Source organism: Aeromonas jandaei (assembly GCF_037890695.1).
Classification (GTDB): domain Bacteria; phylum Pseudomonadota; class Gammaproteobacteria; order Enterobacterales; family Aeromonadaceae; genus Aeromonas; species Aeromonas jandaei.
Genome location: NZ_CP149571.1, coordinates 4,097,381 through 4,109,408, shown reverse-complemented (window position 1 = coordinate 4,109,408; position 12,028 = coordinate 4,097,381). Strand labels below are relative to the sequence as shown.

Here is a 12,028-nt window from a genome sequence, read left to right as displayed (position 1 = left end):
AAGCATATGGGAGCAAAAGGATGAAGAATCACAAGTGGTTGCTGGGTCTGGCCGTGAGTCTGGCTATCTCCCCCTGCTATGCCGACTGGGCAAAGCTCAAGGCGGCGGCATCCGATCTCGGAAGTGCGTTGAGCGAAACCGGCAAGGAGGTGTGGCAGGATGTCAGCGATTTCTCCAAGAAGAGCTGGGCCTCTATTTCGACCTGGGGTGAGGAGGCGTTCAATTCCGCTGGTGTCTGGACTGACAAGAGCATAGCGACCGGTAAGGAGTGGTTGGTTGTCGCCGACAAAAAACTCACGGAAATGGTCAACCCCAAGACGGCACAAGAGGCAAGGATTGCGCTCAACACCATGTCTGATACTGCGCTGATACATCTCTTCAATGAACAACCATCAGCCAAGTTGTTGTTTGACAAGGCTTATGGTTACGCCGTCTTCGACTCGCGCAAGTTCTCCCTGATGCTTCACACCAATCAGGGGGCCGGTGTGGCTGTTAATCGGAAAACCGGCAAACACACCTATATGAAGATGTTTGGTGCGGGTCTTGCAGCCGGGATCGGTGGCAAGTTTTATCAGCAGGTGATCCTGTTTGAAGACAAGGCCAGATTCGATGCCTTCGTGACCCAGGGTTGGGAGGCCACCTCCGAAGTGGGCGTGGTGGCCGGCAAGGAGAGCGCTGAACTGACCGCCAAATACAACGGCGGCATGGCCATCTATCAGATTGGCGAGAAGGGGCTGCTGCTCGATGCCAATATCTCCGGATCCAAATACTGGATCGACAAGGATCTGACCCAATAAGGTAGCCTCAGAAAGGGTTCACCCTCTCTTTGCTCTGGCGTTATCCCTTCATCGGGTTGCAGTGCTTTCCCCTCGCTGTAACCCTTGTCCAGACTTGGCTCAGTTGTTTGGCATCATAATTGCTTGTTGGCTGTCAGCGTCAATGATTTGTCTGGGGATGGAAAAATGGAAATTAGTGCAAGCAGCCTGATGCAAGAGATGCAGGCACTCAAGGTAGAGGCCGGTGCAACCCCGCTGGCACAGCCGGGCCATCAGGTCAGCTCCGACTTTGGCCTGCTGCTGCAACAGGCATTGGGCAACGTCAACGAATTGCAAGGCGCCGCCAACGATCTGCGCACCCGCTTCGATATGGGTGACAAGTCAGTGGATCTGGCCGAAGTGATGATTGCCGGGCAGAAATCCTCCATCGCGTTCGAGGCCACGGTACAGGTACGCAACAAGATGGTCGATGCCTACAAGACCATCATGAACATGCCGGTATAAAGGATTTCAACGAATCATGACGACCGGGCATCATGAACATGTCAGCAATAAGGACATAAATCGTGGCTACTGACCAAAACGGCGATCTGCTGCTAAACGATGAGGGTACTGCCGCCCTCGATGAGAATGAGCAGAAGAGTTCGGCACTGGGCTTTCTGTCCAATACCGATGTACTGCGCCAGATCACCCTGATCCTGGGACTTGCCATCTGTCTGGCCATTGCCGTGTTTATCCTGCTCTGGGGCAAGGAGCCGGACATGCGTCCCCTCGGCACCTACACCACCCAGGAGTTGGTCAAAACCCTCGACTTCCTCGATCAGCAGAAGATCCCCTACGAGGTGGATGGCAAGAGCGTGCTGGTCAGTGCCGAGAACTACCCCAACATCAAGCTGGCGCTGACCCGTGCCGGTCTGGCCAATGTGACCGACGCCAGCAGTGACGGCGAAGATATCCTGCTCAAGGACTCCAGCTTCGGTGTGAGCCAGCGGATGGAGGCGGAGCGCCTCAAGCTGAGCCGCGAGCGCCAGCTGGCAAGCGCTATCGAGCAGTTCCAGAATGTAGCCAAGGCCCAAGTGCTGCTGGCCATCCCGAAAGACAATGTCTTTGCCCGCAACGAACGTAAACCCAGTGCGACCGTGGTCGTCAATCTGAAAGGGGCTGCGCTTGGTCAGGGCGAGGTGGACTCCATCGTCGATATGGTCGCCTCGGCAGTCCACGGCCTCGAACCGACTCGTGTCACCGTTACCGACCAGAACGGCCGCCTGCTCAACTCCGGCTCGCAAGATCCTCTTGCTGCCCAGACTCGCAAAGAGTTTGCGATGCAGCAGAAGCAGGAGCTCGAATACAAACAAAAAATTGACGCCATTCTGATCCCGGTACTGGGGGCTGACAACTATACGGCGGAAGTGGATCTCTCCCTCGACTTCTCCCAGCAGGAGCAGACCCGTAAAACCTACAACCCGGATCTGCCGGCGGTGCGTTCCGAAATGACGCTGGAAGAGAACAGCTCCGGCAGCAGCAATGGCGGTGTGCCGGGGGCGCTCAGCAACCAGCCGCCAGCAGCATCCACTATTCCCGAGCAGGCGACTGCCGGCGAGAGCAGCTCCGCTGCCAATGGCCGTTCACGCAAAGAGGCCACCCGCAACTTCGAGCTGGATACCACTGTCAGCCATACCCGTCGCCAGATGGGGGGGATCCGCCGCATGACCGTCTCCGTGGCGGTCGATTACAAGTCGATGACTGCCGCTGATGGCAAGGTGACTCGCGAGGCGCGCAGCCAGGCTGAGCTCGATACCCTGCGTCGTCTGTTGAGCGGTGGCCTGGGTTTTGATGTGACCCGTGGCGATACTCTGGAAGTGGTTGCCATCCCGTTCAACCGCCCCGAGCTTGAAGCCGTGGCGGCCACCCCTGTCTATGATGAGCCCTGGTTCTGGCGTGCGGTGCGCATCGCGGCCTCCGTGCTGGTTATTATCGTCTTGATCGTGACCGTGGTTCGCCCCATGCTCAAGCGGTTGCTCTATCCGGATGCCAAGCCGGAAGGCGAATTGGATTTCGACAACCACACTGTGCTGGGTGGTGACGACGAGTTGAGTCTGCTGGCGGCTCAGGCCGAAGCAGAGCCGGTGTTCGGATTGCGCGATGGTCAGCTCAAGCTGCCTGATCTGCACCGGGATGAAGATTTGCTCAAGGCCGTGCGTGCCCTGGTGGCGAACGAGCCGGATCTGGCCGCTCAGGTCATTAAAGAGTGGGTAACCAAAGATGCCTGAAGAGAATAAGAGCCAGGTCACTGGCAACGACATCACCGACAGTCAGCGCCAGCTGCTGGAGCAGATGTCCGGGATGGAGATGGCGGCAGTACTGATGCTGAGCCTAAATGAAGAAGATGCGGCCCAGATCTTCCGTCATCTCGAGCCCAAGCAGGTGCAGCGGCTCGGTATGTCGATGGCCTCCATGTCCGACTTCAGTCACGATCGGGTGGCGGCGGTGCACCGTCAATTCATCGACGATATCCAGAAGTACACCAACATCGGTATCGGCAGCGAAGATTTCGTGCGCAAAGCGCTGGTGGCTGCCCTTGGCGAAGACAAGGCGAGCAACCTGGTGGATCAGATCATTCTGGGTTCCGGTGCCCGCGGCCTCGACTCGCTCAAGTGGATGGATGCCCGTCAGGTGGCCAGCATCATCCAGAACGAACACCCGCAGATCCAGACCATCGTGCTCTCCTATCTGGAGCCGGAGCAGTCAGCCGAGATCCTGAGCCAGTTCCCCGAGCAGGTGCGCCTCGATCTGGTGATGCGTATCGCCAACCTGGAAGAGGTACAACCGGCGGCGCTGCAAGAGCTGAACGACATCATGGAGAAACAGTTCGCCGGTGCGGCGGGTGCCCAGGCAGCCAAGATGGGCGGCCTGAAGGCTGCGGCCAACATCATGAACTACCTCGACACCAACATCGAAGGCCAGCTGATGGACTCCATCCGCGAGTCGGACGAGGAGATGAGCCAGCAGATCCAGGATTTGATGTTCGTGTTCGAGAACCTTATCGATGTGGACGACCGCGGCATCCAGACCATGCTGCGGGAAGTGCCGGGCGATCTGCTGCAACGGGCCCTCAAGGGCTCGGACGATCAGATGCGCGAGAAGATCTTCAAGAACATGTCCAAGCGTGCCGCCGAGATGCTGGCAGACGATCTGGAGGCCATGGGGCCGATCCGGGTTTCCGAAGTGGAAGCCGCCCAGAAGGAGATCCTCTCCATTGCCCGTCGTCTGGCGGATGCCGGCGAGATCATGCTGGGTGCCGGTGGTGGCGAGGAGTTCCTCTAAGCCATGGGCCACACACTCTACGGTTTTGCCGGGACTGTAACCGGCGGTGGCGAGGAGCTGCGCTAATCCATGAACAACAAACTGCGTGGCTATGTGCGGCCTGACGGGGACGAGGCCCGGATCGAAACCTGGGGTTGGCCCGAGATGGAGGTCGAGGCCGAGGTCGAGACCAACGCTCTCGGCCTGGCTCCCGACTGGTATCAGCAGGAAGAAGAGGTCGTCGAGCCGGAACCCGAACAGGAGCCGACCCCCTCCATCACCGCCGAGGAGCTGGAGGCCATTCGCCAGGCTGCCTGGGAAGAGGGGATGGCTGAAGGGCGTGAGGCCGGTTATGCCAAGGGGCTGGAAGAGGGCAAGCTGGAAGGGCTGCAACAGGGCCATTCCGCCGGTCTCGAGCAGGGGCGCGAAGAGGGGCTAGCCATGGGGCGCGAGCTGGTGGAGCAGGAGATAGCTCACTGGCAAGCACTGGTAGCCCGGTTGGCCAATCCTCTCAACGAGCTGGATCAGGCGGTGGAGCAGCAGCTGCTCTCGCTGGTGTTGCAACTGGCTCGGGCCCTCATCCGCCATGAGGCCGAAACCTCTCCCCGTATTTTGCTGGAGGCGCTCAAGCAGGGGATTGCCCTACTGCCTGCTGCCGAACAGGGGGTGACGCTGATGCTGCATCCCGACGATATTGCCCGGGTCGAGCAGGCGTTCGGGGCCGAGGAGTGCGTCAAGCGCCAGTGGCGGTTGCAGAGCGATCCCACCCTCTCTCCCGGCGATCTGCAACTGGCGACCGAGCTCTCCAGTATCGACCTGACCCTCTCCGGACGTATTGATCAGCTGCTGCGCAACTTCTTGCGAGACAATGCGCCCAATAACTCCTCGCCGGATCCGCACCCGTAATCAACGCCGGACACTGCTGTCCGGTTGACTGTTTTCTACCTCAGGAGGCCAGATGAGCGGCTCGCTACTTAACCGGTTGCAAGGGTACAAGGTGCGCGATAGCGCCCCCAAACCGCCGGTTGCTGGCAAATTGACCCGGGTGGTGGGGTTGACCCTCGAAGCCATTGGTTGCCGTGCCGCCATCGGTGCGCTCTGCCGCATCGATACCCTTGATGGGACGCTGGAGGCTGAAGTGGTCGGCTTCTCTGGCGATCGCCTCTATCTGATGCCGAGCGAGCAGCTCAAAGGGGTCATTCCCGGTGCCCGGGTGGTGCCCATCACTGAAGAACACGGCATTCCGGTCGGCATGAATCTTCTCGGTCGGGTGATCGACGGTATCGGTCAGCCGCTGGATGGCCTCGGCCCCATTCTCTCCTCCCAGACGGTGCAGTTTGCCCAGCACCGCATCAATCCGCTTGCGCGTCGCCCCATTCATCAGCCGATGGATGTCGGGGTGCGCGCCATCAATGCGGTGCTGACCGTCGGTCAGGGCCAGCGGATGGGGTTGTTTGCCGGCTCCGGCGTTGGTAAATCCGTGCTGCTCGGCATGATGACCCGCGGCTCGGTAGCCGATGTGGTCGTGGTAGGGCTTATCGGCGAACGGGGCCGCGAGGTGAAGGAGTTCATCGAGGATATCCTGGGCGAGGAGGGGCGTGCCCGCTCCGTGGTGGTGGCAGCTCCCGCCGATGCTTCGCCGCTGATGCGTCTCAAGGGGTGCGAAACCGCACTGGCCATCGCCGAGTATTTCCGCGATCAGGGGCTCAACGTGCTGCTCTTGATGGACTCTCTTACCCGTTATGCCCAGGCCCAGCGCGAGATTGCGCTGGCCGTGGGCGAGCCGCCGGCTACCAAGGGTTATCCGCCCTCGGTGTTTGCCAAATTGCCGGCGCTGGTTGAGCGGGCCGGTAACGGCAGCGATGGGCAGGGATCCATCACAGCTTTTTTCACCGTACTGACCGAGGGGGATGATCTGCAGGATCCCATCGCCGACGCTGCGCGGGCGATCCTCGATGGCCACATCGTACTGTCACGCGAGCTGGCCGATGCGGGCCACTATCCCGCCATCGACATCGAGAAGTCCATCAGTCGGGTCATGCCCATGGTGACTTCGCCGGAACACATGGATCTGGCGCGTACCCTCAAGCAGTTTTACTCCCTCTATCAGCAGAACCGGGATCTCATCACCATAGGTGCCTACAGCCAGGGTTCTGATCCCCGTATCGACCGTGCCATCATCCAGAAACCCTATCTGGATCAGTTCTTGCAGCAGGGGATGCGCGAGGTTATCCCTTATGACGATGGCCTGCAGGCCCTGCAGATGGTGGCGATGCCACTGATGCGTTGATGAGTCGCTGGATGGTGGAGCAGATCCATGAGTAAAGGGTTGATATTGTTGTCGGAACGGCTGGTGGAGGCGGAGCAGCAGTGTGCGCTGGCACTGGCGAAGGCCCAGCAGGATCTCAAGCTGTTCATGGAGCAGCAAAATGCCCTCAACCAGTACCGCCAGATCTATCACCAGCAGTGGACCGATCGCGGCTTGCAGGGGATCTCTCCGCAGCAGAACGCCCAGTATCACGCCTTTATCAACAAGCTCGAGCAGGCGGCGACCCAGCAGTACGAAGGGGTGTTGCAGGTGCGGCAGGCGCTGGAGCAGCGCCGCGAAGAGTGGCTGGCAGCCCAGCAGCGGCGCAAGGCGGTGGAGTTGCTGCTGGAAAAACAGGCAAGTCGCGAACAGCAGAAGGCCCAGCGCCAGGAGCAGAAGATGCTGGATGAGTACGCTATCTTGCGGCGCTTCCATCAATCTGGCCTGTAACTTGCTTTGAACTGAACATGGTCGGAGGTCATCTCGCAGGGAACCTCCATAATTCAGGGACTCCATCATGATGCAGACAGTGTTGACACAAGCGCCTTCGGCTCAGACGAACGGGTTGGACAAAGCCGCCCTGAACGGTACACCCGAAACTGCCAATCTGGATAGCGCCGGAGCCCTCGACAGCAAGGGTGACTTCGCCTCTCTGATTGCTAAGGCGCAGAGCAAGGATAAGGGGCCAGCAGATAAAGGGTCCGCAGAGAAGGGAGCAGCAGAGAGTGCCGTCAACAAATCCGGCAGCAGCGACCGATCAGCCAAATCTTTGGCGACAGAAAGCGATAGCAGCATCAAAGAAGATGGCGAGAAGAAGGGGGACGAGCTGCCTCCCAACGATTTTCTGCTGCGTCTGCAAGACTCCCTCAAACTCGACACTTCTTTGGTAACGCCTGCCATCGTTGCCGCGGCTCCTGCTGACGGCAATCTGTTGCCGCAAGAGGGTGAGCCGCATGCGCTTGAGGCTGGTGATTACGTCAAACCGAGCGCGACTGACAAGCCGGCGCTGCCGTCCTCAGTAGCTGCTGGAACCATGCTGGAGAAGCTTGCTGCGGCGTCCGCACAAACTGGCTCCATCGCTCAGAAGAGTGAATCCTCACAGGTTGTAGTTGAAGAAGAGGTAGTTGAGAAGACCGGCGAAGGGCAGAGCGCCAGCACTCTTAAGGGAGAAACTGAACTCAAGGGGCAGGGGGAACCAGTACCTGCCTCCAAGGGGGATAAACCTCTCTCCGGAGCCGAACGTGTTGCCCAGTTGGCCAAACTGATGCCAACTGGCGAGTCTGCCCCGGTTAGCAAGCCGGAAACGGCTTCCGGTTCGCAAGTCGTGCCCGACAGTGAAATGGATAGTGCTGTGCCGCTGAACAAGGGACAAGCTGCCCAGACGACCCCGGCTCAGGGGCAGAGCGAGGCGCTCAAGACCTTCCACGAAGGGCTCAAGCAAGCCGATGGTACGGCTCAGAATGGGTCACAAGGTGGCGCACAAGGGGATGGCAAGAGCGCCGGGCAGCAGACAACGGCAGATAGCAATCCGGCGCCGACAGCCCAGAGTGCTCGCGAAGGGGCTGCAACTGCTCCCGTCTCTGTCACGACCCAGAGCGCTCAGGCACCTGCTCCTGCCAGCGCGGAACCCGTGATGGTTGCGCCACAGCAGGTGTTGGCACAGGTTGAATCGCAGGGGCCACAGGCCCCCTTGTCGACTATCTCCGCAGGCATTCAGCAGATGGAGGCGGCTGGAGCGACTCCGCTTCGCAAATCAGCCCAACTCGATGTAAAACCCAAAGTGGATAGTGCCAACCAAAGTGTGGTGGTGACCGAGGCGGCCAGCGAAAGCAGCCAGAGTCAGTCGGTGCAACATAGCCAGAACAGCCAGCCGCAGGTGCAGGTTGCCGAAAACCGTACCCCGTCAGCCGCCGAGGGCGCACTGCGCCGCGAGCCTCAGAATTTGCCTCACCTCAAGCTGGCTGGCCAGGAAGCCCCTGCCGAGTTGCACCAGAAGGTCAACCTGATGCTGGCGGACAAGTTGCAGCAGGCGGAGATCCAGCTCGACCCCATCGGCCTTGGCAAGATGAAAATCCAGATCCAGATCGATGCTTCCAGTCAGGCCAGCGTCCATTTCGTGGTACAACATGGACAGACTCGTGAGATGCTGGAGCAGGCGATGCCACGTCTACGCGACATGCTGGCGGGGCAGGGGATCCAGCTTGGTCAAACCCAGGTGCAGCATCAGTCCCAACAGCAGCAACAGCAAGGTCAGGCAACCTCTGGCGGTCAGGGGCAGCAGGGCCAGAGTGGTGGTCAGTCAGGCTCCGGCAGAGGGCAGGAGACGGGGGATGTGACTACATCTACCCTCAATGTGCTGGTGGAATCGACAAACGGTTCCGGAATTGATTTCTATGCTTGATGCAATCCCGAGTAAGTTTATGATATCGAACAAGTTTGATATGAGGGTGGACAAGGGATGGCAGACGATAACGAATTAACCCTGAAAGACCCGGCCGCGGGCAAGAAAAAGAAGCTGATCATTATCATCGTCCTTGCCGTTATCCTGCTGGGTGGTGGCGGTGCTGGCGCCTTTCTGATGCTCTCCGGCTCGGAGAAACCGGCTGCCGAAGCTGCCGAGGGGAAAGAGGCCAAACCCAAAGAGGAGGCGCCCCAGCCTTCACTTTATGTATCGATGCCGCGTCCCTTTGTCTTCAACGTAGCTGGCGTACAGCGAGATCGTCTGGTGCAGATCAAGATCCAGCTGCAGGTGCGCGGTACCGCCGATGAGACGCTGGCCAAGCAGAATATCCCCCTGATTGAAGGCACCTTGCTGCGGGTGTTCAGCGCAGCAACGGCTGAACAGCTGATGACCTTCGAAGGCAAGGAGAAGCTGCGCAAGGATTCACTGGAAGAGTGTCGCCGGGTGCTCAAGGATCTGGTCTCTTCCCCCGTTATCGAACAAGTGCTGTTTACCGGCTTTGTAATGCAGTAGGTGAAGCGTGAGCGATCTGTTAAGTCAGGACGAAATTGATGCCCTCTTGCACGGTGTCGATGATGTCGAAGAGGAGGAGATAGGCTCGGCGGGGGATCCCGGCGTAGCCCAGTTCGACTTCTCCTCCCAGGACCGCATCGTCCGTGGCCGCATGCCGACGCTGGAGCTGGTGAACGAACGTTTTGCCCGCCACATGCGGATCAGCCTGTTCAACATGATGCGCCGTACCGCCGAGGTATCCATCAACGGCGTACAGATGCTCAAGTTTGGCGAGTATGTTCATACCCTGTTTGTGCCAACCAGTCTCAACATGGTGCGTTTCCGCCCTTTGAAAGGGACTGCGCTAATCACCATGGAGGCTCGGCTGGTCTTCATCCTGGTGGAGAACTTTTTTGGTGGCGATGGTCGCTACCACGCCAAAATTGAAGGGCGTGAATTTACCCCCACCGAGCGACGCATCATCCAGATGCTGCTCAAGCTGGTGTTTGAAGATTACAAGGATGCTTGGGCTCCGGTGATGGATGTGGGCTTCGAGTATCTCGACTCCGAAGTGAACCCGGCGATGGCCAACATTGTGAGCCCGACCGAAGTGATCGTGGTCAGCTCGTTCCACATCGAACTGGATGGTGGTGGTGGTGACTTCCATGTGGCCATGCCTTACTCCATGCTGGAGCCTATTCGCGAACTGCTGGATGCCGGTGTACAGAGTGACAAGGGTGATACCGATGTGCGCTGGAGCAAGGCGCTGCGCGACGAGATCATGGACGTCAAGGTTGAGTTGCGGGCCAAACTGCTGGAGACCGAGCTCACCCTGCGCGAGCTGATGGAGCTGCAACCTGGTGATATCATCCCGGTCGAGATGCCGGAAAACCTGCTGGTTTTCGTGGAAGACCTGCCGACTTTCCACGCCAAGATGGGGCGCACCAAGGATAATGTCGCCCTCAAGATCACCGACAAACTCAAGCGCCCGGAAGGGGTCAAGACCGAGATGCATCTGGTGACCCGGGGCGGTGTACGTATCGATGGCGAGGCCGAGCTGGAAGAGCTTGAACGCAGTATCGAGGATCAACAGAGATAATCGACGGTTTATTGCGATAAACGGTCATGAAGTAGCGATAAGGAAGCAAGATGAGCGGAACTGAGGAAGAGGATCTGATGGCGGACGCATGGGCTGCCGCCCTGGAAGAGCAGGTGACGGCGGAAGCCAAGCCAGCCCCGCTGGAAGAGTTGAAAGATGACGCTCCCATCAGTGCCGAGGAGCGCCGCAAGCTCGATACCATTCTGGATATTCCTGTCACCATCGCCATGGAGGTGGGCCGCAGCCAGATCAGCATCCGCAACCTGCTGCAACTGAACCAGGGCTCCGTCGTGGAGCTGGATCGGGTGGCCGGTGAGCCGCTGGATGTGCTGGTCAACGGTACCCTGATCGCCCACGGCGAGGTTGTAGTGGTAAACGACAAGTTCGGTATCCGTCTGACCGATGTCATCAGCCAGATTGAGCGGATCAAGAAACTCAAATGATGCGAATGCTGCTGTTACTACTGCTGCCCTTGCCGGCATTGGCCGATGTCGGGGCTGCAGTCAATGCCCCCAGCCTGAGCTCTTGGTTGCTCTCCAGCCTGATGGTGATCGGCCTTATTCTGGTACTGGGCTTTCTGCTCAAGAAGAGCAAGATTGCCACCGCCATGGGAGGCAGCCAGATGCGGGTGATCGCCAGCTTGCCGGTGGGCTACAAAGAGAAGTTGCTGGTGGTCAAGGTAGGTGAACAGCAGTTGCTGGTCGGGGTCACGCCACAGCAGGTCAACTTCCTCTATCGACTGGAAGATCCGCTCGATGAAAATCAGCCTCAGGTTTTTTCCCAGCAGCTTGGCAAATTGATGGGCAAGCATGAAAAAAGCTAACTGGATCTGGCTGTCGATCAGCCTGCTGACCCCGCTGCTCTTCTCCTCGCTGGCCGTGGCACAGGATGCCATGTCGGCTGTGACCGTCAAAACCATGGCTGATGGCAGTCAGGAGTACAGCCTGACCCTGCAAGTACTGGCGCTGATGACGGCGCTCTCGTTCTTGCCCTCCATGGTGATCATGATGACGTCGTTTACCCGCATCATCATAGTGCTGGGGATTTTGCGTCAGGCGATCGGGTTGCAGCAGAGCCCTTCCAACCAGGTGCTGATCGGCATCGCCCTCTTCATGTCGTTTTTCATCATGTCGCCAGTACTCGATCGCATCAACAATGAAGCGTTGCAGCCCTATCTGGCAGAGACCATTCAGGCGAAAGAGGCGCTGGAGCGGGCTGAATTACCCATCCATCAGTTCATGCTGGCGCAAACTCGGATCAAGGATCTCAACACTTTCATGGAGATCGCCAACGTGCAGGTGGAGAAACCTGCCGATGTGCCGCTGCGGGTGTTGATCCCGGCGTTTGTGACCAGCGAGCTGAAAACCGCCTTCCAGATAGGCTTTATGCTGTTCTTGCCGTTTCTGGTCATCGATCTGGTGGTAGCCAGTATCTTGATGGCGATGGGTATGATGATGCTCTCGCCAATGATTGTTTCATTGCCATTCAAGCTGATGCTGTTTGTCATGGTGGATGGCTGGAACCTGATCCTGGGTTCTCTGGCCAACAGTTTCGGACTGGGTACCGGTTAAGCCGGGCCGAAGGAGCAG

At 58.7% G+C, this 12,028-nt stretch carries 13 protein-coding genes; all 13 read left to right on the top strand.

From position 1 onward, the window contains the following. The first annotated feature begins 20 nt into the window (after positions 1–20). The 13 genes from befA to fliP all read left to right on the top strand — a co-directional run bounded on the left by befA (position 21) and on the right by fliP (position 12,010). Entirely contained in the window at positions 21–797 is a 777-nt protein-coding gene (befA, locus tag WE862_RS19305) for a beta cell expansion factor BefA (RefSeq protein ID WP_042031571.1), read from the top strand. A gap of 165 nt (positions 798–962) precedes the next feature. Next, a complete protein-coding gene (gene fliE / locus WE862_RS19300; RefSeq protein ID WP_042031570.1) occupies positions 963–1,280 on the top strand; it encodes a flagellar hook-basal body complex protein FliE in 318 nt (105 codons plus the stop codon). Between the two features lie 62 nt (positions 1,281–1,342). Continuing rightward, the gene (fliF, locus tag WE862_RS19295) at positions 1,343–3,046 is read left to right on the top strand and encodes a flagellar basal-body MS-ring/collar protein FliF (RefSeq protein ID WP_042031569.1); all 1,704 of its coding nucleotides are present in this window, start codon (positions 1,343–1,345) and stop codon (positions 3,044–3,046) included. Then, on the top strand, positions 3,039–4,100 hold the full coding sequence (gene fliG, locus WE862_RS19290; protein ID WP_033114465.1) for a flagellar motor switch protein FliG: 1,062 nt from the start codon (positions 3,039–3,041) through the stop codon (positions 4,098–4,100). Before fliF ends, fliG begins: the two co-directional genes overlap by 8 nt. 69 nt (positions 4,101–4,169) lie before the next feature. Continuing rightward, positions 4,170–4,985 carry a flagellar assembly protein FliH gene (gene fliH, locus WE862_RS19285; RefSeq protein WP_042031568.1) on the top strand — a complete coding sequence of 272 codons (816 nt, stop codon included), beginning with the start codon at positions 4,170–4,172 and terminating at the stop codon, positions 4,983–4,985. Between the two features lie 52 nt (positions 4,986–5,037). Beyond that, positions 5,038–6,369: a flagellar protein export ATPase FliI gene (gene fliI / locus WE862_RS19280; protein WP_042031567.1), complete on the top strand. Its 1,332-nt coding sequence runs from the start codon at positions 5,038–5,040 to the stop codon at positions 6,367–6,369. Positions 6,370–6,396: 27 nt separating this feature from the next. Next, positions 6,397–6,837 (top strand): flagellar export protein FliJ, encoded by a 441-nt coding sequence (fliJ, locus tag WE862_RS19275; protein ID WP_033114462.1) that lies wholly within the window; start codon positions 6,397–6,399, stop codon positions 6,835–6,837. A 67-nt stretch (positions 6,838–6,904) separates the two neighbouring features. Continuing rightward, positions 6,905–8,788: a flagellar hook-length control protein FliK gene (locus WE862_RS19270; protein ID WP_042031566.1), complete on the top strand. Its 1,884-nt coding sequence runs from the start codon at positions 6,905–6,907 to the stop codon at positions 8,786–8,788. Positions 8,789–8,845: 57 nt separating this feature from the next. After that, positions 8,846–9,361 (top strand): flagellar basal body-associated protein FliL, encoded by a 516-nt coding sequence (gene fliL, locus WE862_RS19265; protein ID WP_042031565.1) that lies wholly within the window; start codon positions 8,846–8,848, stop codon positions 9,359–9,361. A gap of 7 nt (positions 9,362–9,368) precedes the next feature. Next, the gene (fliM, locus tag WE862_RS19260) at positions 9,369–10,439 is read left to right on the top strand and encodes a flagellar motor switch protein FliM (protein WP_041208918.1); all 1,071 of its coding nucleotides are present in this window, start codon (positions 9,369–9,371) and stop codon (positions 10,437–10,439) included. Between the two features lie 50 nt (positions 10,440–10,489). After that, on the top strand, positions 10,490–10,882 hold the full coding sequence (fliN, locus tag WE862_RS19255) for a flagellar motor switch protein FliN (protein WP_005298791.1): 393 nt from the start codon (positions 10,490–10,492) through the stop codon (positions 10,880–10,882). Further along, positions 10,879–11,262, top strand: coding sequence for a flagellar biosynthetic protein FliO (gene fliO / locus WE862_RS19250; protein WP_042031564.1), 384 nt, complete (start codon positions 10,879–10,881; stop codon positions 11,260–11,262). The genes fliN and fliO overlap by 4 nt, the downstream gene beginning before the upstream one ends. Beyond that, positions 11,249–12,010 (top strand): flagellar type III secretion system pore protein FliP, encoded by a 762-nt coding sequence (gene fliP / locus WE862_RS19245; RefSeq protein ID WP_041208916.1) that lies wholly within the window; start codon positions 11,249–11,251, stop codon positions 12,008–12,010. Before fliO ends, fliP begins: the two co-directional genes overlap by 14 nt. The last annotated feature ends 18 nt before the right edge of the window (positions 12,011–12,028 follow it).